The 22,372-nt window shown below is 65.9% G+C and carries 19 protein-coding genes; 9 read left to right on the top strand and 10 right to left on the bottom strand.

The annotated features are described in order from the left end of the window. Window positions 1-306 precede the first annotated feature (306 nt). Genes ACZK0Z_RS10140 through ACZK0Z_RS10130 form a run of 3 tightly spaced genes read left to right on the top strand, consistent with a single transcriptional unit; the run spans window position 307 to window position 1,843 of the window. Window positions 307-936, top strand: coding sequence for a superoxide dismutase (locus tag ACZK0Z_RS10140; protein WP_049428441.1), 630 nt, complete (start codon window positions 307-309; stop codon window positions 934-936). Continuing rightward, window positions 933-1,511, top strand: a complete 579-nt coding sequence (locus ACZK0Z_RS10135; protein WP_197632254.1) for a flavin reductase family protein — start codon at window positions 933-935, stop codon at window positions 1,509-1,511. Before ACZK0Z_RS10140 ends, ACZK0Z_RS10135 begins: the two co-directional genes overlap by 4 nt. Further along, window positions 1,508-1,843, top strand: a complete 336-nt coding sequence (locus tag ACZK0Z_RS10130; RefSeq protein WP_019336271.1) for a tetratricopeptide repeat protein — start codon at window positions 1,508-1,510, stop codon at window positions 1,841-1,843. The genes ACZK0Z_RS10135 and ACZK0Z_RS10130 overlap by 4 nt, the downstream gene beginning before the upstream one ends. 5 nt (window positions 1,844-1,848) lie before the next feature. On the opposite strand, the gene ACZK0Z_RS10125 is transcribed toward ACZK0Z_RS10130, so the two are convergent. Next, the gene (locus ACZK0Z_RS10125) at window positions 1,849-2,997 is read right to left on the bottom strand and encodes a fatty acid desaturase family protein (RefSeq protein WP_010485207.1); all 1,149 of its coding nucleotides are present in this window, start codon (window positions 2,995-2,997) and stop codon (window positions 1,849-1,851) included. An 11-nt stretch (window positions 2,998-3,008) separates the two neighbouring features. Then, a complete protein-coding gene (locus ACZK0Z_RS10120) occupies window positions 3,009-4,079 on the bottom strand; it encodes a ferredoxin reductase (protein ID WP_197632253.1) in 1,071 nt (356 codons plus the stop codon). Between the two features lie 92 nt (window positions 4,080-4,171). On the opposite strand from ACZK0Z_RS10120, the gene fabR reads away from it, so the two are divergent. From fabR to ACZK0Z_RS10105, 3 genes are all read left to right on the top strand, one after another. Beyond that, window positions 4,172-4,828 carry an HTH-type transcriptional repressor FabR gene (gene fabR, locus ACZK0Z_RS10115; protein WP_049428432.1) on the top strand — a complete coding sequence of 219 codons (657 nt, stop codon included), beginning with the start codon at window positions 4,172-4,174 and terminating at the stop codon, window positions 4,826-4,828. A gap of 269 nt (window positions 4,829-5,097) precedes the next feature. Continuing rightward, window positions 5,098-7,257: a TonB-dependent receptor plug domain-containing protein gene (locus ACZK0Z_RS10110; RefSeq protein ID WP_197632252.1), complete on the top strand. Its 2,160-nt coding sequence runs from the start codon at window positions 5,098-5,100 to the stop codon at window positions 7,255-7,257. Continuing rightward, window positions 7,247-7,795 (top strand): thioredoxin-like domain-containing protein, encoded by a 549-nt coding sequence (locus ACZK0Z_RS10105; RefSeq protein WP_197632251.1) that lies wholly within the window; start codon window positions 7,247-7,249, stop codon window positions 7,793-7,795. The genes ACZK0Z_RS10110 and ACZK0Z_RS10105 overlap by 11 nt, the downstream gene beginning before the upstream one ends. 77 nt (window positions 7,796-7,872) lie before the next feature. On the opposite strand, the gene mntR is transcribed toward ACZK0Z_RS10105, so the two are convergent. Further along, a complete protein-coding gene (gene mntR / locus ACZK0Z_RS10100; protein WP_019659934.1) occupies window positions 7,873-8,337 on the bottom strand; it encodes a manganese-binding transcriptional regulator MntR in 465 nt (154 codons plus the stop codon). Between the two features lie 117 nt (window positions 8,338-8,454). On the opposite strand from mntR, the gene ACZK0Z_RS10095 reads away from it, so the two are divergent. Continuing rightward, window positions 8,455-9,786, top strand: coding sequence for an Nramp family divalent metal transporter (locus ACZK0Z_RS10095; protein ID WP_049428426.1), 1,332 nt, complete (start codon window positions 8,455-8,457; stop codon window positions 9,784-9,786). 188 nt (window positions 9,787-9,974) lie between these two features. Here the strand turns inward: ACZK0Z_RS10095 and ACZK0Z_RS10090 are convergent, their stop codons facing one another. The 4 genes from ACZK0Z_RS10090 to ACZK0Z_RS10075 form a co-directional block, all read right to left on the bottom strand. After that, window positions 9,975-10,301, bottom strand: coding sequence for a thioredoxin family protein (locus tag ACZK0Z_RS10090; protein ID WP_197632250.1), 327 nt, complete (start codon window positions 10,299-10,301; stop codon window positions 9,975-9,977). Further along, the gene (locus ACZK0Z_RS10085; RefSeq protein ID WP_080354987.1) at window positions 10,273-10,740 is read right to left on the bottom strand and encodes a flavodoxin; all 468 of its coding nucleotides are present in this window, start codon (window positions 10,738-10,740) and stop codon (window positions 10,273-10,275) included. Before ACZK0Z_RS10085 ends, ACZK0Z_RS10090 begins: the two co-directional genes overlap by 29 nt. 25 nt (window positions 10,741-10,765) lie before the next feature. Beyond that, window positions 10,766-11,806: a ribonucleotide-diphosphate reductase subunit beta gene (locus ACZK0Z_RS10080; protein WP_049428423.1), complete on the bottom strand. Its 1,041-nt coding sequence runs from the start codon at window positions 11,804-11,806 to the stop codon at window positions 10,766-10,768. 109 nt (window positions 11,807-11,915) lie between these two features. Next, on the bottom strand, window positions 11,916-14,294 hold the full coding sequence (locus ACZK0Z_RS10075; RefSeq protein ID WP_197632249.1) for a ribonucleoside-diphosphate reductase subunit alpha: 2,379 nt from the start codon (window positions 14,292-14,294) through the stop codon (window positions 11,916-11,918). Between the two features lie 433 nt (window positions 14,295-14,727). Between ACZK0Z_RS10075 and ACZK0Z_RS10070 the strand changes: the two genes are divergently transcribed. After that, on the top strand, window positions 14,728-15,705 hold the full coding sequence (locus ACZK0Z_RS10070) for a zinc-binding dehydrogenase (protein ID WP_197632248.1): 978 nt from the start codon (window positions 14,728-14,730) through the stop codon (window positions 15,703-15,705). A 333-nt stretch (window positions 15,706-16,038) separates the two neighbouring features. Next, entirely contained in the window at window positions 16,039-18,666 is a 2,628-nt protein-coding gene (locus tag ACZK0Z_RS10065) for a TonB-dependent receptor (RefSeq protein WP_197632247.1), read from the top strand. A gap of 129 nt (window positions 18,667-18,795) precedes the next feature. On the opposite strand, the gene ACZK0Z_RS10060 is transcribed toward ACZK0Z_RS10065, so the two are convergent. The 3 genes from ACZK0Z_RS10060 to betT all read right to left on the bottom strand — a co-directional run bounded on the left by ACZK0Z_RS10060 (window position 18,796) and on the right by betT (window position 22,364). Beyond that, window positions 18,796-19,905 (bottom strand): hypothetical protein, encoded by a 1,110-nt coding sequence (locus ACZK0Z_RS10060; protein ID WP_197632246.1) that lies wholly within the window; start codon window positions 19,903-19,905, stop codon window positions 18,796-18,798. Between the two features lie 111 nt (window positions 19,906-20,016). Continuing rightward, window positions 20,017-20,337, bottom strand: a complete 321-nt coding sequence (locus ACZK0Z_RS10055) for a hypothetical protein (protein WP_457805773.1) — start codon at window positions 20,335-20,337, stop codon at window positions 20,017-20,019. A gap of 47 nt (window positions 20,338-20,384) precedes the next feature. After that, window positions 20,385-22,364, bottom strand: a complete 1,980-nt coding sequence (gene betT, locus ACZK0Z_RS10050) for a choline BCCT transporter BetT (protein ID WP_197632245.1) — start codon at window positions 22,362-22,364, stop codon at window positions 20,385-20,387. Between the last annotated feature and the right edge of the window lie 8 nt (window positions 22,365-22,372).

The following is a 22,372-nucleotide window of genomic DNA, read 5'->3' as shown; positions in this document are numbered from 1 at the left end:
ACTACCATTCCGCTTTTGCTCCTGCTCTTGCCTTTGACTCCGTCTCCGCGCCGGCGCAGGGAGCTATCCAGCGTGGGGGGGTGTGCGTAGCCGGGACCGTTGGCGCCATGGATGGCGCCATCGAGCCCCCATGGATGGGTTCACGGCGTGTCCCGGCTACGCACATCCGCCCGCGCCCTCGCTGAACAGTCAAAGCGCCGGGAGCGCACGCCTTCCATCCATGACCCTTGACCTCAACCAATGTTGAGGTGCGATAACGATCTCCCCACGGCCAGCCCCCTGGCCTTCCCCACGGAGATTGCTTCGATGTCGTACTCGCTTCCCCCGCTCCCCTACGCCTACGACGCCCTCGAGCCGCACTTCGATGCGCGCACGATGGAGATCCACCACAGCAAGCACCACCAGACCTATGTCAACAACCTCAATGCCGCCATCGAACAGGCCGGCCTCGCCGATCAGCCGGTCGAGGCACTGATCGCCCAGCTCGATACCGTGCCCGAAGCGCAGCGCGGCGCGATCCGCAACAACGGCGGCGGCCACGCCAACCACAGCCTGTTCTGGACCGTGCTCAGCGCCAGCGGTGGCGCACCCGACGATGAACTGGCAGCGGCCATCGACCGCGACCTCGGCGGTTTCGATGCCTTCAAGGACGCCTTCACCAAGGCCGCGCAGACCCGTTTCGGCAGCGGCTGGGCCTGGCTGACCAGCGATCGCGATGGCCGCCTGCAGGTGGAAAGCAGCGCCAACCAGGACAGCCCATTGATGGGTGCAGCCGTTGGCCTGTCCGGCAACACCCCGATCCTCGCACTGGATGTCTGGGAACACGCCTACTACCTGCACTACCAGAACCGCCGCCCCGACTACATCGGTGCGTTCTTCAACATCATCAACTGGGCCGAGGTCGGCCGGCGCTACCGCCAGGCCCGGGCCTCATGAGCGGCGAGACACTGCCGTACGCCGGGCCGTGGGCGGGGGTCTTCCCCGCCCCGGCGCCGGTGCCGTCGGTCGAGATGCCGCCGCGTGCACTGCGGCGGCTGCTCGGTCACTTCCCCACCGGGGTGGCCATCGTCTGCGCGCGCGATGCACAGGGCAAGCCGGTCGGCCTGACCATCAATTCGTTCGTGCCGGTGTCATTGCAGCCGCCATTGGTGCTGTGGAACCTGGCGTTGCACGCACAGAGCCTGTCCACCTTCCAGCGCGCCACCCGCTTTGCAATCAACGTGCTGGCGGCCGACCAGGAAGCGCTGGCCCGGCGCTTTGCCGATCCGCAGGTCCGCAACCGCTTCGACGGCCTGGCATTGCTGGATGATGACGAGGATGCCCCACCACGCATCGCCGGTGCGGTCGCCCACCTCACCTGTACCCGCCACGCACAGTGGCCGGTGGGTGATCATCTGCTGCTGGCTGGCCGCATCATCGAAGTGCACGAGAACGGCGGCGCGCCGCTGCTGTTCCATCGTGGCCGCTTCCAGCCCGGCCCCACCGAACTGCTGGTGGAGGTGCGCGGATGAACATCGAAGCCCTGGAATGCATGCTTGCCAACGGCAAGGACGGCGCGCTGCTGCGCTTCGGCCTGGGCAAGGGTTGGCTGGATGCGGGCAACCCGGTGCGCGCGGCTACCCATCTGGGCCGGTGCGTGGTGCTTGATCCGCAGTATTCCGCGGCGTGGAAGCTGCTGGGCAAAGCCTGGCTGGCCAGTGGCCAGCCGCTGGCGGCGCGCGAAGCATGGCAACGCGGCTTGAGCGTGGCCGGCAGCAAGGGTGACCAGCAGGCACACAAGGAAATGCAGGTGTTCCTGCGCCGCCTGGACCGCGAACAGGCGGCCCTGGCGAAGGCGGGCTGAGTCGATCAGCCCGCGTTGGCCGATGCCGGTGCGGACATGATGTCCGGCATCGGCAGGCGGCGCGGCTTGCTCGGGAACGCGTGACGCAGGATGCGCCAGACCACCTGGCCGAACTGGCGCGGCAGCGAGCCGTTGTTGTAGTGCTGGCCGTAACGGCGGCAGATGTCCTTCACTTCCTTGGCAATGGCCGCATAGCGGTTGGCCGGCAGGTCCGGGTAGAAGTGGTGCTCGATCTGGTGGCTGAGGTTGCCCGACAGCACATTGATCAGGAAGCCGCCGCTGATGTTGGACGAACCGCGCAGCTGGCGCAGGTACCAGTGGCCGCGCGATTCATTGCGCAGGCATTCCTTCGGGAAGGTTTCCGACTCTGCGGTGAAGTGGCCGCAGAAGATGATCACGTAGGTCCAGATGTTGCGCAGGCCGTTGGCCACCATGTTGCCCAGCATCACGGTGAGGAAGAACGGGCCGGCCAGCAGCGGGAAGAACACGTAGTCCTTCAGCACCTGGCGGGCCATTTTCCGTGCCACCGGGCGGGTCTGCATCCACATCGCACGGCCACTGATGCGGCCCTTCAGCCAACGGCCCAGGCGCAGGTCCTGCGCGGCCACGCCCCACTGGAACAGCAGCGCGAAGATCGGCGCGATGATCGGCTGCAGCAGGTAGAACGGCTTCCAGCGCTGTTCCGGGAAGATGCGCAGCAGGCCGTAGCCGATGTCATCGTCCATGCCGCGCACGTTGGTGTAGGTGTGGTGGCGGAAATTGTGGGTCTTGCGCCAGTTGTCGGCGGTGGCAACGATGTCCCACTCGTAGGTGTTGCCATTGAGCTTGGGGTCGCCGGTCCAGTCGAACTGGCCGTGCATCACGTTGTGGCCCAGCTCCATGTTTTCCAGGATCTTGGACAACGCCAGCAGCAGTGTGCCGGTGATCGCGGCCGGCCACAGCAGCGGCATCCAGAACAGCGGCGAGAACGCCGCCAGGAACAGCAGGCCACGGCCACCCACGCCGAACCAGCGCACGGCGGCGGCCACGCGGCGGATGTAACGGGTATCGGAGGCGCCAAGGCTGCCGATCACACGGTCGCGGATCGCGTCGAGCTCCTCGCCGAAGGCATGCATCTCGGCAGTACTCAAGGCACGGTCGGTAGCGCGGGTCATGGCAGGCGTCCTCAGAGATCCAGGGTCAGGTCGGTGGTCGGTGCGCTCACGCATATCCGCACCGGCTGTGCCGACTCGGACTGCAGGTCGCCGGTGCGCAGGTGGCGGGTAGCGCCACTGACGCGATCACAGGTGCAGGTGTTGCAGATGCCCATGCGGCAACCGTGCCTGGGCTTGATGCCATGCGCTTCCAGGCTTTCCAGCAGCGAGCGGCCACGCGGCACGCTCAACTGGCGGCCACTGCGCGCAAGCGTCAGCGACACCTCGCCTTCGCTGCTGGCATCGCCCAGCGGCGCCGGCGGGGTGAAGGCTTCGCCCTGGAAGCCGGCGACCTGCTGCGCCAGCCGCGAACGTGCAGCGGCGACGAACCCATCCGGGCCGCAGGCCAGCACGTGGCGCTGCGCCAGCGGCGTGTCATCGCCCGCGACCTGCAGATCGTGGGTATCGATGCGCGCGGCCGGCACCTCGCCGTCGCGGGTGGTCAGCAGATGCACGCGCAGGTTCGGCTGCGCCGCGGCCAGCGCCTGCAGTTCATCACGGAACTGCAGATGGGCCGCGGTGCGCTCCCAGTAGAACACGTCCACCGGCGCCGCCAGCGGGCGCTGGCAGGCCTCACGCAGCAGGCTGCGCATCGGCGTGATGCCACTGCCGGCGGCCAGCAGCAGCACTGGGGCGGCGGCCGGCATATGGAACTCGCCGAAGGCGGCATCGAGGCGGAACAGTTCGCCCGGCCGCGCATGGTGGACCAGATGCTGGCTGACCCGGCCGCCGTCTACCGCCTTGACGGTGATGGCCAGCTCGCGCGGCCCCAACGCGGTGGGGCTGTAGCTGCGCTGCCACAGGCGTCCTTCCATCTCGACGCCCAGGGTGACGTGCTGGCCGGCGCGCATGCCAGCCCAGTGCCGGTTGGTGCGCAGGACCAGGGTCGCCGCGCCCTCGCCGGCCGGCTCGCGCCGGACCAGGCGGGCCATTGGCTCGCGCAGTGTCCACAGGGGATTGAGCTGGCCCGCCCAGAAATCGAACAGCGACGGCGAGACCCAGCGGTACGGAGAGAACAGGGACGGACGGACGACAGCGCTCATGGGCGCACTATACGGGCGCACATACACCTGTGTATACATGTGTATATTGAACCGGATTGGGTATGATTCAGCCTCGCCCCACCGGAACCCCCATGGCCGCCGCCACCGCCTTGTCGACGCCCGAAGATGCCAACAGCCCGGCCCGCCGTACGGTGAGCCGCGAGGATCTGCTTGCCGCCGCCCTGAAACTGATCGGGCCGCACCGCAGCCTGTCCACGCTCAGCCTGCGCGAAGTGGCACGTGAGGCCGGCATCGCGCCCAACAGCTTCTACCGGCAGTTCCGCGACATGGACGAACTGGCCGTGGCGCTGATCGATGCGGCCGGCCGCTCGCTGCGCACCATCATCGGCGAGGCCCGCCAGCGCGCCACCTCCACCGCCACCAGCGTGGTGCGCGTTTCCGTGGAGACCTTCATGGAGCAGCTGCGCGCCGACGACAAGCTGCTGCACGTGCTGCTGCGCGAAGGCGCGGTCGGATCGGACGACTTCAAGCACGCCGTCGAACGCGAGCTGCACTATTTCGAAGAAGAACTGCAGCACGACCTGGTGCGCCTGGCCGCGCTGGATGGCGCGGTGCTGCACGCCCCGGAACTGGTGGCCAAAGCCATCACCCGGCTGGTGTTCGCGATGGGCGCCACCGCCATGGACCTGCCGCCGGAGAAGGATCCGGAACTGGTCGAACAGATCTCCACGATGATCCGCATGATCATCGTCGGCGCCCGAAGCCCCGCCGCCTTCCGCCGCGGCTGATCGAGGCCGGCGCCCGGGGTCGGATCCCTTTCCGCAGGAACGGGCTCTGACCCCCACCCTCTGCAGCGCCCCAGAACGACATGACCACCGGCAGGGTTGTCGCTGCTTTGTGTAATGTTATAACACCCCCATGATCTGACTCGACCGCCGCCCCACACGGAATGGCTACGGCTTCGTTATATAGCCATTGCTATGTTGATAAGCTACTGCTTTCATATGCGTCAGCCAGGCCACCCTCGCCGCCCTCCCTCCCCAAGGACGACGCCCTCATGCCGCGTGACTCCCGCCTCCCCCGCCCCCTGCAACTGGCCGCCGCCATCGCGCTCACGCTGCCGCTACCTACGCTGGCCGCCGCGTCCCAGCCGACTGAGCTGGACCGCGTGCAGGTCAAGGTCAGCACTGCCACCCGCAGCGAACGCCTGCTGTCGGACGTGCCGATCCGCACCGAAGTGCTGCGCAAGGAAGACATCGCGCTGCGCGCGGCCACCGACTTTTCGCGGGCCGCCGAGCTGATCAATGGCCTGCGCGTGGAAAGCAACTGCCAGAACTGCAACACCAGCGAAGTACAGCTGCTGGGCCTGCCCGGCGCCTACAACCAGCTGTTGTTCGATGGCATCCCGCTGCTGTCCACGCTGGGCAGCGTCTATGGCCTGGAACAGATTCCGGCCGGGTTCGTGGACCGCATTGAAGTGGTCAAAGGCGGGGGCTCGGCGCTGTACGGCCCGGGTGCGGTGGCCGGTGTAATCAACCTGATCCCGCCCCTGCCGGCGCGCAGCGGCGGCCATGTGCAGGCCGGTGCGGACGTGCTGAAGGGCACGCCGCAGAAGAACGCCGATGTGCGCCTGGACCTGGTGGCGAAGGACGCCGACGCCGGACTTTCAGTGATTGCCCAGCGCAACTGGAACAGTGGCATCGACTACAACGGCGACGGCTACACCGAAATCACCCGCAAGAACCTCAAGGTCGGCGGGCTGCAGGCCTGGTATGCGCCCAATCCCGGCACGCGGCTGCGCCTGGACCTGCAGGTGACCGATGAAACCCGCCGTGGTGGCAATCGTCTTGACCAGCCCGAATACCTGGCCAACATCGCCGAATCGCTGGATACGAAATACCGCCGCGGCAGCGTGTCGTGGGACCAGGAAATCAATGCCGACGTCGATTTCCGCCTGGCCTACGCCTTCGCCGATATCGACCGCGACAGTTTCTATGGCGGCCTGGGTGATGTCGTGACCGATCCGTCCACGCCCGGCTATGACCCGACGCAGCTGGACCCGAACGTAGCCGGCAGCGCGGCCTCGCGTTCCTGGCGCCAGTACGGCCGCACGCACAACCCGCTGCACTACATCGACAGCCAGTTGAACTGGCGGTTGAGTGCGCACGCGCTGGCCTTTGGTGTGCAGTACAAGCACGAGGCGCTGCGCGACGACAACCGCACAGGTGACGGGCAGCGCTTGGCGGTGCTGGAAGATGCAGCCTTCCACAACCTGGGCGCCTTCATCCAGGACGAATGGAGCCTGCGCGACAACATCGACCTGGTGCTGGGTGCACGCGTGGACAAGAGCTCGGAGCTGGACAACGCGGTGTTCTCGCCGCGCATCGCGCTGGCCTGGCAGGCCACGCCGAACCTGAAATGGCGCGCCGGCATCGCCACCGGCTTCCGCGCTCCGGAGATCTTCGTCGAGGATGTGCATGTCGATACGCTGGGTGGCGAACAGGTGCGCGTGCGCAACACCGACGGTCTCAAGGAAGAGCGCGCGTTGACCACCCTGTTCGGCTTCGACTGGCGATCGGACCCGGCCAATCCGGTATGGAGCTGGGATGCTACCGCCTCCTATGCACGCATCCGCGACACCTTCGCACTGTGCGAGATCCAGCGCGGTGACGATGGCCAACTGAGCCAGCTGCGCTACAACGCTTCGGGCTCGAACGTACTGGGCGCCGAAACCAATCTCGGTTGGCAACCGTCGCCGCAGTGGCGCCTGACGGCGGGGGCTTCGTGGTACCGCTCGCGCTTCCGCGAACCGCAACGGATCTTCGACGACAGCGGCGACGGCGGTACCACCGTGATCGACAGCCGCGACTACCTGAAGACACCGCGCTGGACCGGCCTGGCACAGCTCAGCTGGATGCCGGCCGAGCCGTGGGAGACCTTCGTCGCGCTGCGCCATACCGGCCCGATGTCGGTGCTGAACAACCGGCTGGGCGAGCTGCACCGCACGCGTTCGTTCCTGGTCACTGATCTGGGGGCACGCTGGCACCGCCACCTCGGTGCGCAGGCGCAGCAGGAAGTATCGGTGGCCGCAGGCGTCAAGAATGTGTTCGACCAGCGCCAGAAGGATCTCGAAGTGGGTGCGCTGCGTGACAGCGACTATGTCTACGGGCCGCGTTTCGCGCGCTCGTGGTACGTCAACCTGCGCTATGCATTCTGAGCTGCTGCGGGCGTTGTCGCTGGCCGGCGCCCTGCTGCTGGGCGCACCGGCAATGGCCACGGACCTGCATGCGCAGGTCTCGGCCTCGTTGATGCGTCCGGAACAACGCACGCTGCGACCGATGCAATGGACGCCACCGCCGAAACTGGTGGCGCTGTACTTCGGTGCTGACTGGTGTGCGCCGTGCCATGCCTTCGTACCCACACTGCGCAGCGTACGCGACGCGTTGCGCGAGGCCGGTGCCGATACCGAAGTGGTGTACGTCAGCCTGGATGAGAGCGAGAGCACGCTGCGCCGCTACATGCAGTCGCAGGGCATGCCGTGGCCGGTGCTGGACCCGCGCCGCGCCGCGCGCATGCCGGCGCTGCAGGCCTTGGCTGGGCTGGCACCGCCGAATCTGGTGCTGATCGATGCCGATGGCAAGGTGCTGGCCAACGGCTGGCAGGGGCGGCGTTACGAAGGGTTGCAGCCGGTGTTGAAGGAATGGGCGAAACGCGCGTGCGCGCAAGCGCAGGCGCGCTGCCCGCCCGGATTTTAGATCCACGCCATGCGTGGATGCCCCTGTCATCACGCGAATGGCAGCCGAGCATGGCTCGGCTCTACAGGAAACGTGGCTCAACCACCCTCGGCCTTGCGCACGAACGCCTCGAACAGCGCCAGCGTCTGCTCGCTCACATGGTGCTCGATGCCCTCGGCATCGCGCCGTGCGGTATCCGGGTCCACGCCCAGTGCCAGCAGGAAACGCTCCACGGTCTGGTGCCGCTGGCGGCTGGCATGCGCCAGCGCCTCGCCTTCCGGGGTAAGGAACACGCCACGATACGGCCGCTGCACCACCCAGCCATCACGAGCCAGGCGCCGCAGCATCTTCGCCACGGTGGGCTGGGCCACGCCCAGGCGGGTGGCGATATCGACCTGGCGGGCCTCGCCACCGTCGGCCAGCAGGTCCGAGATCAGCTCGACATAGTCCTCCACCAGCTCCATCCGGTGCGCCTCGCGCACTTGGCGGAAGCTCTCGACCTGGCGCTCGGCCTCGATCAAGGGGGTGCTTTTCAGCGATGTCGAATCGTCGGTCTTGCCCACGCCTGCGCCTGTTCTTCCGGTCTACTCCGGGTTTGAAACTGAATTCTGGACCAGTAACGCGATAAAGACGATTGTTTCACATTGCTAATGACTATAGCAGGAGCTATATTTGGACCCATGAACACCCTGGCGCCCCGCGACCCTTCGGCCCCCACCCCGGCCAGCCTGGGCGCGCTCAATGCCTCGGTGGCGGTACCCGACAAGGGGCACTGGTGGTTCCGCCTGCTGGCCTTCCTCGGCCCGGGCTACATGATTTCGGTCGGCTACATGGACCCGGGCAACTGGGCCACCGATCTGGCCGGCGGCTCGCGCTTCGGCTACCTGCTGCTGTCTGTCATCCTCATTTCCAACCTGATGGCGGTGATCCTGCAGGCGCTGTCGGCGCGGCTGGGCATCGCCACCGGCATGGACCTGGCGCAGGCCTGCCGCGCGCGTTACCCCAAGCCGGTGAACCTGGCACTGTGGGCGCTGTGCGAGGCGGCCATCATCGCCTGCGACCTGGCCGAGGTGATCGGCACTGCGATCGCGCTGAAGCTGCTGTTCGACCTGCCCCTGCTCTGGGGCGCAGTGATCACCGCGCTGGACACGCTTCTGGTACTGCTGTTGATGAACCGCGGCTTCCGCGCACTGGAAGCGTTCGTAATCGCGCTGCTGATGGTGATCTTCGGCTGCTTCATGGTGCAGATCGCATTGGCCGCACCACCGGTGATGGCGGTGCTGGGCGGGTTCATTCCGCGCGCCCAGGTGGTGACCGATCCGCACGCGCTGTACATCGCCATCGGCATCATCGGCGCCACGGTGATGCCGCATAACCTGTACCTGCATTCGTCCATCGTGCAGACCCGCGCCTACCCGCGCACCGATGAGGGCCGTCGCAGCGCGCTGCGCTGGGCGGTGACCGACAGCACCCTCGCGCTGACCCTGGCACTGTTCATCAACGCCAGCATCCTGATCCTGGCGGCGGCGGTGTTCCATGCCAATGGCCGCTTCGATGTGGAAGACATCGAGCAGGCGCACCAGCTGCTGGCGCCTATGCTGGGGGTGGGCGCGGCGGCGACGTTGTTCGCGGTGGCGCTGCTGGCGTCGGGCCTGAATTCAACGGTGACCGCCACGCTGGCCGGGCAGATCGTGATGGAAGGCTTCCTGCACCTGCGCCTGCCGCCGTGGCTGCGGCGGCTGATCACGCGGGCGCTGGCGATCATTCCGGTGGTGGTGGTGATCATGCTGTTCGGCGACCAGGGCGCGGTGAAGCTGCTGGTGCTGAGCCAGGTGGTGCTGTCGATGCAGCTGCCGTTTGCGATCATTCCGCTGGTGCGGATCGTGACCGACAAGGTGACGATGGGTGCGCTGGTGGCGCCGCGCTGGCTGGGTGCGATTGCCTGGGTGATCGCGCTGGTGATCGTGGTGCTGAACGTGAAGCTGCTGGTGGATACCTTCAGCGGCGGGTGACGCCAAATGGACGGCCCCTGCCCCGGTAGATCCACGCCATGCGTGGATGCGCTTGTAGAGTCGAGCCATGCTCGACTCATCGCGCACCGCGCGAACAGCAGCCGAGCATGGCTCGGCTCTACAGAGATCAGGATCCCGCGAAAGGCTGCCGGGCATGGCCCGGCGCTACCGATGCAACCACCCGGGCCTCACAGATACAACGCGATCGCGACCTCGATCTGCTGCGGCGACTGGAACCCGGCCAGTCGCGTGCGTTCGTCGCCGTCACGGAACAACGCCAGCGTAGGCGTCTGCCGCAGGCCCAGCTGCCTGAAGAACGCCTCGCCCAGCACCTCCAGCTGCACGCGCAGCAGGGTGGTTCCCTGCCCCGCACTGCTGGCAGCTACCCGGTGCAGGGACATTTCCAGCATCCGGCAGCCGGGGCACTGGTCCTTGTGGAAATCCACCAGCACCCGCGGGTGCTCGGCCAGCAGCTGCTGGAACTGCTCAGGCGTGGTGGCGTCGATGATCTGCATCGGTGTTGCTCCAGTAGTGGGCCAGGACCGCATCGGTCCAGGCACTGATGGCCTCGGCGTGGCGAACGCCATGCGGCATCTGTTCGATCTCCAGCGGCGGGTAGTCGCTGCGGAAATAGTGGATCAGCCGGTGCACGGCACCGCAGTAGTATTCCTGCCCCCACTGCGTTTCGCCGGTGCCGAACACCGCCAGCTGCCGTGGCCGCTCGCCGCGCTCGACAATACCGGCCACCCACGCCTTCATCTCCGCTGGCGTACGCCCGGCGTTGTCGGTCCAGCAGCCCAGCAGCACCAGGTCGGCCTCATCGGCCGCCAGCGGCGGTGCCTGGCGCAGGTCGTCGGCCTCCTGCCAGTGCACCGTATGGCCGGCAGCGCGGCAGCGTTTGGCAATCAGCCGGCCGAGTTCGCGGGTGTTGCCGCTCAACGAGGCAACCACCACCAGGATGCTCAGCGCGGCGCTGGGCTCAGAGGTCGTCGAACCCGTTGTCGACGTTGGTCTTCTTGTAGCTTGCATTGCGCATCTCGAAGAAGTCGGTCTTGGTCTCGGTGAAGTTGTCGGCGTAGGCCTTGATCCAGGGCATCACGTTGTCGGTGGTGTCGCTATACAGGCGCTCGATGCCCAGCATGCCGGCCATCTTGTTGGCCCGGTACTTCACGTAGCGCGTCATCTCCTCGACATCGATGCCGTCGATGCCGTCCAGTACTTCCGAGGACCACTGCGTCTCCAGTTCGATCGCATGCTCGAACGCCTGGTGCACGTACGCGGTCAGTTCATTGGTCTGCAGCTCCGGGTTCTCGCCGATGATGGCGCGGATCAGCTCGCTGATGAACTTGGTGTGGGCCAGCTCGTCACGGTTGATGAAGCTGATGATCTTGCCGGTGCCGGTCATGCGGTTCTGCCGCACCATGTTGTAGAAGTAGGCAAACCCGGAATAGAAGTTGATGCCCTCCAGGATCGACGACTGGATCAGCGACTTCAGCAGGGTCTCGGCGGTCTTTTCGCGCATGAAATCGTCATACGCCCCCATGATCGGCGCGTTGCGCTTGATGATGGTCGGGTGCGTGCGGGCGATCTCGAAGATGCGGTTCTGGTTCGGCAGGTCGGTGATCGAGGCCAGCACGTAGCTGTAGCTCTCGTTGTGGATCACCTCCTGCTGGCCGATGATCGCCGCGTTGGCATGCGCCGCCGGGTCGGTGATGTACTCGGCCACGTTGTAGATGAAGCGCGTCTGTGGCGAATCCAGCGTGGCCAGCAGGCCGATGATCGAGTCGTAAGCGTTCTTCTCGCGCCCGGACAGCTCGCCGTACTGGCGCGCATCCAGCTTCATGTCCACCTCGTCGGGAATCCAGAAGTTGGTCGACAACTCCTTGTAGGCCCGATAGAACGAGGGGTACGGAATGTCGTTCCAGTTCAGGATGCCGCTGGTGCGGCCATTGATGATGCCGGTGCTGCGGTTCGGGTGGCGCGGTTCGAGGATCTTGATGCGGTCGAGCGGGGTTGCCATGGTCGTTTGCCTTCGCATTACGTGCATTGCGGATGTAGAGCCGAGCCCATCCTCGGCTGCTCTTCGCGTCTGAGCCGAGCGTGGGCTCGGCTCTACAGGGCGGCCGCGATCAGCTGGCGCACCACTCGCATTCGCTGATGTCGATGTCGTTGGAGCGCACGTAGTAGGTGGTCTTCAGACCCTCACGCCATGCCGTCAGATGCAGCTCCAACAACGTGCTGGCGCGAATGGTGCTGGGCACGTACAGGTTGAAGCTGATCGACTGGTCGACATGGCGCTGGCGGCGCGCGTTCTGGCGCACGCTGGCGAACTGGTCGACCTTGTAGGCGCCCTTCTCGTAGTACGGCCAGGTTTCCAGCGACAGGCCCGGTGCGGCCACCGGCCGCCGGAAGTCCTTCTTTTCCTCGTAGTAGAACGCGCTGTAGATCGGGTCGATCGAAGCCGTGGAACCCGCAATCTGCGCGGTGCTCATGTTCGGCGCCACCGCCAGCAGCCAGCCATTGCGCAGGCCGTGTGTAGCCACCTCGCGGGCGAGGCCGTCCCAGGCGGCACCGCTATAGTCGCGGTCACGGAAATAGCGGCCGTTGTGCCAGTCGCTGCCGGCGAACATCGGGTAGCTGCCCTTTTCTTTGGCCAGCTGTGCGCTGGCCTGGATGGTCAGGAAGTTGATGCGCTCGTACAGGCGGTCGGCCAACGCCTCGGCGTCCGGCGATTCCCACTGGATCGCCTGCTGCGCCAGCAGGTGGTGCCAGCCGAACGTGCCCAGGCCGATGGCGCGGTACTTGCGGTTGGTGATCGTGGCCTGCGGCACCGGCAGCGCGTTGAGGTCGATCACGTTGTCGAGCATGCGCACCTGGATCGGGATCAGCCGCTCCAGCACATCGGAGGCCAGCAGGTCATCCGGCGCACTGATCGCACGACCGAGATTGATCGAGGACAGGTTGCAGACCACGAAGTCACCGGCACGCCGGGTGGTGACGATCTGATCGCCGCTGACGATCTCCTGGATCATCCGCGTCGGGCTCATGTTCTGCAGGATCTCGGTGCACAGGTTGCTGGAATAGATCATGCCCGCGTGCTTGTTCGGATTCCTGCGATTGACCTCGTCGCGGAAGAACAAGAACGGATTGCCGGTCTCCAGCTGGCTGAGCATGATCCGCTTGAACAGATCGATGGCCTTCACCGTTCGGCGGCTGATGCGCTCGTCGGCCACCAGTTCGACGTAGCGGTCGCGGAAGCTGCCAGAGCCACGCTTCTCGTCGTAGAAGTCCTGCAGGTACCAGCCCTTGGCGCTCTTTACTTCGTGCGGGTCGAACAGGTACCAGTCGGCGCGGCGCTCGACCGCCTCCATGAACAGGTCCGGCACGCACACCGAGGTGAACACATCATGCGCGCGCAGGCGCTGGTCGCCATTGTTCAGGCGCAGATCGAGGAAGGCCTCGATATCGCGGTGCCAGATATCCAGGTACACCGCCACTGCGCCCTTGCGCTGGCCGAGCTGGTCCACCGATACGGCGGTGTTGTTGAGCTGCTTGATCCACGGCACCACGCCACCGGAGGAATTGGGCACGCCACGGATCGGCGCACCGCTGCTGCGCACGTATCCCATGTAGGCCCCCACGCCGCCGCCATGCTTGGAAACACGGGCGATATCGGTGTTGGAGTCATAGATGCCCTGCAGGCTGTCATCCACCGTGTCGATGAAGCAGCTGGACAGCTGGCCGCCCACCTTGCCGGCGTTGGCCAGGGTCGGCGTGGCCACCGTCATGTACAGGTTGGACAGCGCCCAGTACGCCTCGCCGACCAGCTGCATGCGGCGTACGCGGCCGCTCTCACCAGGCCCGCCCTCTTCCTGCATCAGGTACAGCGCGATGGTCAGCCAGCGCTCCTGCGGCAGTTCGTAGACCTCGCGGCTGCGATCGCTGGCCAGGTAGCGCGTGGCCAGCAGGTACAGGCCGTTGTAGGCGAACAGGCGGTCGCGCTCCGGATCGATCATCGCGCCGGCCTGCTGCAGCTCTTCCTTGGAATAGCAGCGCAGGATGTCGTTGCTGTAGATGCCGCGGTCAGCCAGGCTCTCCTGCAGGCCCACGTAGGAGCCGTACTTCAGGCTGACATCGTAGAAGCGGTTGCGGCTGGCGCGCTTGTACAGCCGCCGCAGGTAGATGCGCGCGGCAAACTGTTCCCACTCCGGCGCGACCAGGTCCACGCGCGACTCGGCCTCGCGGATCAGCAGGTCGACCAGGTCATCAGCACTGAGGCTGGGCTTGCGCTCGACCATCGCCTGCACCACGCGGCGGTAGTCGCTCACATCCAGCTGCGGGAACTCGGCGTGCACGGTATCGATGCTGCGTTGCAGGCGCTCGGCGTCGAACGGCAGGCGGCGGTTGCCGGCCTCCTTGGTGATCCAGGTCGGCACACGCTCGCCACCGGCGCGCAAGGCGTCGCCAGCGCCGGCCAGATCGGCCACGCGGAAGGTACTGTCGGTCATGGTGGTGGAACTCCAGGCTCGCACGCGCGTTGGCGGTCGATGCCGTGGCGGCCCTGCACGCGATACCGGCGCACGGGGCGGTCGGGGTGGGATGCCATAGCGCGGGAACACCAGGTCGTCGGCAATGGCCTGCGCCTGCGGCCGGTATCCGGGCCGTGGGGGCGATCTGGGTCCGCGCGATAGCGGCCGCGTCGACACGGCAAGCCTTCAGGGGCGGGCCGCGGGACGTTTGCTGCATGTCCGGCGGCGGCGGCTGACCGGGAGTGACGGCCACAACATAGTGGGGATATCCCGAGCCGTCAACACAATATGCGGTAATCAACACATGTCGCGACGATCAGTCGCAGGATGCCGTGTTGCAGCGGCGACGCCTTGTCGACATCCCCTGCGTCCCCAGTTCGGTACAACATCAACTTTCACCGGAACACCGCCCATGCGCGCCGCCCAGTACTCCTCCTTCGGCAACCCGGCCGACGTCCTCGCCATTGCCAATGCCGCCCTGCCCGAGCCCGGCCCCGGCGAGGTGCGTATCCGCACCGTGCTGGCCTCGATCCACAACCACGACCTGCTGACCGTGCGTGGCCTGTATGGCTACAAGCCGACGCTGCCGGCGATCGGTGGCAGTGAAGCACTGGGCGTGGTCGATGCACTCGGCGATGGCGTCGACGGCCTGCAGATCGGCCAGCGGGTTGCCGCCGCCTCGGTAGACGGCACCTGGGCCGAGGCGTTCATTGCACCGGCACGCATGGTGATTCCGATGCCGGAGGCGATCCCCGACGAAATGGCCGCGCAGCTGATCGCGATGCCGCTGAGTGCGCTGATGCTGCTGGAATTCCTGCATGTCGAAGCGGGGCAATGGGTCGTGCAGAACACCGCCAACGGCGCGGTCGGCAAGTCGCTGGCGATGTTGGCAAAGGCGCGTGGCGTGCATGTGGCCAACCTGGTGCGCAACGCCGCCGCCGTGGTGCAGTTGCAGGCGCTCGGCATCGATCATGTATTCGACACCTCGGTAGAAGGCTGGAAGGATCGCGTTCGTGAAGCCACCGGCGAAACGCAGGCCGCAGCCGCGGTGGATTCCATCGGCGGCGACGCCAGCGGTGACCTGGTCGACCTGCTCGGGCACCACGGCACGCTGGTGTCGTTCGGTGTGATGAGCGGCGAACCCATGCGCATTCCCGCTGGCGGCCTGATCTACAAGGAAGCCACGGTGAAGGGCTTCTGGGGCAGCAAGGTCAGTCAGGCGATGGCGGTGGAGGACAAGCGCCGGCTGGTTGGCGAACTGCTAAAGCGTGCGGCGCAGGGTGAATTGACCCTGCCGGTGGAGCAGATCTTCGCGCTGGACGATATCGCCCAGGCAGCGAAGGCCGGTGCTGGGTCGGGACGCAATGGCAAGGTGCTGCTGCGGCCGTGATGCGGCAGCAGACGGCGCTGTCCCGGTAATGGCGCTGCCCCGGTAGAGTCGACTGTCAGTCGACTCTCGCGCGTAGCGCGGGGGGATGAGGTTTCCGGCAAGGGGGCGGAAGAGCAGTCGACTAACAGTCGACTCTACCCAGTCGACTCTACCTCCTCCTCGATTCCGGGAACGCCTGGCGCAGTTCCATCCCAGAACCCAGACGCGCACGAACGGGGCATCCCGGTCGTTAAGAACCTGTGATGTATAACTGAATGCGCTTTCGTCATTGGAAGGCGCACGCGGTCGCATGCGGTACTGACGGCTCCTCCCCCGTTCGGCGTTGTCGCTTCCATGTACCGCACCACCCTGAACCTGCTTGCCGGCGCCATCGCGCTGGGCCTCACCGCTGGCACTGCCAGCGCCGCTGAAACCGCCGATACCGGCAAGGACAGCACCACCCTGGGCACCGTGCAGGTGACCGGTTCCAACATCAAGCGCAGCGACACCGCCGGGCCGAATCCGGTGCAGATCGTCAGCCGCGAACAGATCGAACAGACCGGTCGCTCCACTCTCACCGACGTGCTGCGCAACCTGTCGGCCAATGCCGGCAACAGCTTCGACGAGCAGTACACCGGCAGCTTCGCCGCCGGCTCGGCGTCGATCGGCCTGCGTGGCCTGTCGCCGAAGAACACGCTGGTGCTGGTCAATGGCTACCGCGTATCCAACTTCGGCTTCGCGCTCAACACCCAAGACACTTTCGTCGACCTCAACGCACTGCCGATCAGCGCGGTGGAACGCATCGAAGTGCTGAAGGACGGCGCCTCGGCGGTGTATGGCTCCGACGCCATCGCCGGTGTCATCAACATCATCCTGCGCAAGAACTTCCAGGGCGTGGAAGTGGGCGGCGGCTTCGGTACCGCCACCCAGGGCGGCCTGGACGAACGCAAGGCCAACCTGCTGGCCGGCTTCGGCGACCTGGAGCAGCAGGGCTGGAACGTGCTGTTCGGGCTGGACCTGCTCAAGCGTGATCGCCTCGACGCCGACCAGCGCGCCTATACCCGCAGCGGCGATTTCCGTGACAAGCCCGGCGGACGCCTGGCCGGCTGGTCCACCGCCGGTGGCAATTGGCTGTCCAACCCGCGCGCGCCGCAACCGTTCGCCAACTGCCCGGATGGCAGTCAGCTGCGTCCCTACAGCGATTTCGGCAGCACCCTGCCCGGCCAGGCCTGCGCCTTCAACGCGCAGCCGTTCAAGACCCTGCAGCCCGGCGCCGAGCGCCTGCAGGCGTCGTTGAGTGCGACCTACCGCTTCAATGACAGTGTCGAAGCGTTCGCCGACGTGCTGTACAGCCACAACAAGGCCGACCAGATCTTCAGTGCGCCGCTGACCGTTGGCCCTGGCCTGCGTGCCTACAACCCGGCTACCGGCACGCTCATCGACGTGCCGGCGGTGCTGCCGGTCGGCCATCCCAACAACCCGGGCAGCACGCCACTGCCGTTCGAGTACACCTTCTTCGACCTCGGCCCGCGCCTGAAGGACAACACGCAGGTGTTCTACCGTGCCCTGGCGGGCGTGCGCGGCAGCGGCGAACGCTGGGACTGGGAAGTGGCAGCGCTGACCTCGCAGAGTGCACAGCGCGAGTACGTCGACAACTTCGTCAATCGCTATGCGTTCGAGCAGATCCTGCGCGATGGCAGCTACAACTTCCTCAACCCGTCCAGCACGCCGGGCGCGCTGGATGCACTGCGCCTGCAGACCAAGCGTCCGGGCTGGTACAAGCTGCACGCGTTGAACGTGAAGGCCTCGACCTCGCTGTGGGAGATGCCCGCCGGTACGGTCGGCTTCGCCTGGGGCGCGGAGTTCCGCAAAGAATCATTGGATGCGCGCACCAGCGCCCAGGTGCTGTCGGGCACCGAACTGCGCCCGGCGATCAACGTGGTCAACGGCGAGCGCCAGGTCAGTGCTGCCTACGCCGAGCTGAGCGTGCCGCTGCACCGCACGCTGGAACTGCAGGTGGCCGGCCGTGGCGACCACTACGACGACTTCGGCAAGGCGTTCTCGCCGAAGGTGGCGCTGCGCTGGCAGCCGTTGGACAGCCTGCTGCTGCGTGGTTCGTTCTCGCGCGGGTTCCGCGCACCTTCGTTGCCGGAGATCGCGCCCGGCCAGACCGTCAGCTATGGCTCGGTGATCGATCCGCTGGATCCGCTGCAGCCCGGCGGCAGCCGTGGCGTAACCAACATCCGCACCGGCAACCCGGACCTGAAGGCCGAGCGCTCGCGCAACTTCAATGTGGGGGCGGTGTGGTCGCCGGATGGCGATACCAGCATCGGCCTGGACTGGTACCGCATCGAGCAGGACAACCTGGTCAAGCCTGACAGTGCGCAGTTCATCGTCGACAACCCGACGCTGTTCCCCGGTCGTGTACAACGTGATGCGCAGGGGCGCATCCAGTTCATCACCAACCAGTACGCCAACCAGGGGGAACTGACCACTTCGGGGCTGGACCTGGACGCCAACCACACCTTCCGCACCGAGGGCTGGGGCAACTTCACCGTGGCCGGCAGCTGGACCCACCTGCTCAGCTTCAAGCAGCCGCTGGTGGCCGGGCAGGCACCGTATGACGGCGCCGGCGATAACCGTCACGGTGCGCTACCCCGTACCCGCGGCACCACATCGCTGAACTGGGCGGTCGGTGACTGGAGCAGCACGCTGAGCCTGCAGTACGTGAGCGGCTACGACCAGCGCGTGGCGACCGCGACCAGCAATCCGGGCCTGCGCGACCGCGTCAAGCCCTATCACCAGCTGGACCTGTACGTGGCGTACGAAGGGATTCCCAACACCACGCTGTCGCTGTCGGTGCTGAACCTGACCGACAAGGACCCGCCGTTCGACCCGGCTGGCGGTTCCAACGGCTTCGACATCAGCCAGTACAACCTGCGCGGGCAGTTCGTCTCGCTGGGCGCGCGCTACCGGTTCTGACCGCCGATGTAGAGCCGAGCCCATGCTTGGCTTGTCTCCATCTGGAACGGCGCCGGAGTGATCCGACGCCGTTCTGGAACCTGATGATTCTCCCGAAAGGCGCTGCACGCGCCGTGGGCTGAGGGGAGCTCAATCGCCCTCCCGATTCTCGTCCCATTCTGGCCACCATCCATACGCAGGGTAGGACTGGCCATATCTGCAGCCTGTCAATGTGGCGCCTTGCCCCCACTGGAATGCAATGCGCTCGCGCTCCTCGATCCAGCCGTCGGGTGCGACACGATCGTCAAGCCTGCGTACGAAAAGCGCTTCGACCGCATCGCTTTTGGTCGCCGTCATTGCCCAGCGACCGGCCAGCGCGCTCGAAGGCGTTGCTTCTACCACACCATAGGCGTGTTCACCTGAGAGCCAGATCCTGGAAACGGAGATGCCGTCCACCATGATGGGCTCCGGCAGCAGCCACTCCGACGTGTCTTTGAGTGCTTGCCCACTCCACCGTGTTGCGGGTGGGACGCGGTGATAATTGCGGACCAGCGCAACGGCAGAATCAGCGGCGTCTGCGCGCTCCAGACGACACGAGAGGTAATCGCCAATGATCTTCAACCTGCCCGCGTTGGAGTGGTAATCAGCCGATGTATCCAAGTCGTCTGATTCGCCTGCCCGCGGGCGGGATTCGCTGACATCGTCGCAGCCAACATAAACGTTGCCCGAGTTGTCCACTGTCCGCGCGACAATGGAGCGGACATTGGCGATGCCAGTTGACATGGTCCGAAGCGCCACGGGTCGGGTGCCCACGATATCGTGGGTGTCATAGAGTCCGGCCCTATGCTTGAGTCCTCCGCGATGGATCACGTCATCAAGCGACGTACCCTCAAGGATGGCCCAGAATGAAGCATAGTTGAGAAGGACCTTCCGCGTATTCATGCCGAAAACACTGATCTCTGCCGGCAACTCGATCTCAAGGCCTGAGCCGTCCGATCGTGGAGTACCTCTCCAGTTGGCATAGCGAGGATTCCCATTCAGGTCATCCAGGCCATCGATGAAACCTTGTCGGATGTGGTACGAACTGCTTGACGGCGCGCGGCACAGGATGACGTCCTGCAAGATCTGAAGTGGAGGCCGCTCCAGATCTGCAGCGCGTTTGGTCGAAAAATTCTGTGCCAAGGCCTGCGCAGGCAGTGTGCAGGCCACGGCCAGCAGTAGAAGATGTGTCGGTCCATGCAGTGGCGTGAGAAAGGACAAGAAGGCATTCCGGATTGACGTGTGCAGATGCTGTGCGCGTTGCCCAGCTCGCGCCATGCAAAATCTTGCAAAGCGCCGCGCCGACAGCGGGCCACGCCCGGCGGGATGGCCTCAAGTCACCTGCGCCTGCTCATCCACATATTCGGACAGCCCACGGCAGGCCAGCAGCAGGCCCTCGCACACATCGTTGCCTATCTGCTGCGCCTCATCGCCATCCTCGCGCACGCGCTCGATTGCGTGCCGCAGCACGACCAGCCTGGCGATTGCCCGGTTTATGCGTGTCAGGACCATGCACTGGCCCGTGCCGCGCCCTTTTCCGCCGCAGCGGCTCACCATCAGCGGCTCCACCTGGCGGATGCGCTGCGGGCTGCCGAGCAGGCGGTAGATGGCGTCGCGTGCCGAATGCGACAAACCCTGTAGAGCCGAGCCCATGCTCGGCTTTGCAGGGGTGTGCGGACCAACGGTCCGCACCCACCGCATCACCGGCTCAGGTGCAGGAACTGCAGGTGCCGTTCGTACTGGCTGATGATGTCGTTGATGATCTGCTTGCGGCTGTAGCCGACCAGGTCATAATCCTGGCTGCCTTCGAACAGGTGCACTTCGGCGCGGTAGTAGCGCTGGTTGCGCAGCTGCTGCGCGGCGAACGACGGCGTCAGGTAGCCACTCAGGATCACCCGGTACAGGAAGTCCTGCTGCTCGCCGTGGTTCACCGTCAACTCCATGTCGCCGGCCTCGAAGCGCGTGGCCACGTCCCAGCCCTGCCCGCGCAGCTGCTCGGCCACCGCCTCCATCGCCGGCTTCACCGTGTCATCCATGAAGCGGTAGACCTGGTCGCGCACGGGGAAATGCATCGCCTGGCTCAGGCGCTGACGCCAGCCCTGGTGGTGGCGATCGTCACCGATCAGCGGCGACGGCCGGTACTGCAGCGCGCGCCTGCGGTGCGACTCGTCACTGAAGGCGCGGGTCAGCCCCCACATCATCAACAACAGGATCGCCGAGAACGGCAACGACGCCAGCACCACCGCCGATTTCAGTGCGTCGATACTCCCGGCCAGCAACAGGCCCGCGGTCAGCACCGCGATCACCGTGCCCCAGAACACCCGCAGCCAACGCGGACCATCATCCTCGGGTGCGCCGCCATGCGATGACAACGTGGACAACACCACCGCGCCCGAGTCGGCCGAGGTCACGAAGAAGATGAAGCTGACCAGCACTGTCACCGTGATCACCGCGCGGCTCCAGGGGTAGCCGTCCAGCAGCGCATACAGCACAGTCGGTGGATCATCCACCGCCAGCTGCGCCAACTGTTGCTGGCCGTGGTGCAGCACCTGGTCCAGCGCGCTGTTGCCGAAGATCGACAACCACGCCAGGGTGAAGCCGAGCGGGATCAGCAGCACGCCGAACACGAATTCGCGGATGGTGCGGCCGCGCGAGATACGTGCGATGAACAAGCCCACGAACGGTGCCCAGCCGATCCACCAGGCCCAGTAGAACACCGTCCAGCCACCCAGCCATTCGGGGCGGCCGCCGTAGGCATACACATCGAAACTCTTGCCGACCACGCTGCCCAGGTAATCGCCCAGGTTCTGCATCAAGGTGCTGAACAGGTACTGCGTCGGCCCGGCGAACAGCATGAACAGCACCAGCGCGATCGCCAGCAGCATGTTGATGTTGGCCATCCAGCGCACGCCCTTCTCCACGCCGGAGACGGCCACGGCCACCGCCGCGCCCATCATCGCCACCACCAGGATGATCTGCACCAGGTTGGAATGCGGGATGTTGAACAGGTGCGCCAGCCCGGCATTGAGGTGCAGCACCCCGAAGCCCATGTCGGCGCCGATGCCGAACACGGTGGCGACGATGCCCAGCGCATCCACGGTGTAGCCGATCGGGCCGTTGATGCGCTTGCCGATCAGCGGGTACAGCGCCGAGCGCAGCGCCAGTGGCAGGTTGTGGCGATAGGCGAAATAGGCCATCGCCATCGCTGCCAGTGCGAACACGCCCCAGCCGTGCAGGCCCCAATGCAGGAACAACAGCTGCATGGCCTGCCGTGCACCGGCCTCGCCCGCAGCCGGATCGCCCTGCGGCGGCTGCAGGTAGTGGGTCAGCGGTTCGGAGACGCAGAAGAAGAACAGCGTGATGCTGATGCCCGCCGCGAACAGCATGCCGGCCCAGGAGAGATAGCTGAACTCCGGTTCGTCATGGTCGGCGCCGAGCTTGATGCCACCGTACTTGGACAGCGCCACGCCGACCACGAATACCAGGTACAGGGTCATGGCCAGCAGGTAGTACCAGCCGACATTCAGTGCGGCCCAGTCCTGTGCCTTCAGCAGAAGGCGGCCCGCACCGAGCGGAAACAGGCTGACGAACAGCGCGAACGCCACGACAACGATCGCCGCGAAGGCGAACACAGGCCGAAGGGTGCGCACCGGGGATTGTTGCGGCTCCAGTACATCCATGGGGCGGC

Source organism: Stenotrophomonas sp. 116085_Sma (assembly GCF_056479585.1).
The sequence above is the reverse complement of the archived record's forward strand: the minus strand, read 5'-3'. Positions and strand labels throughout refer to the sequence as shown.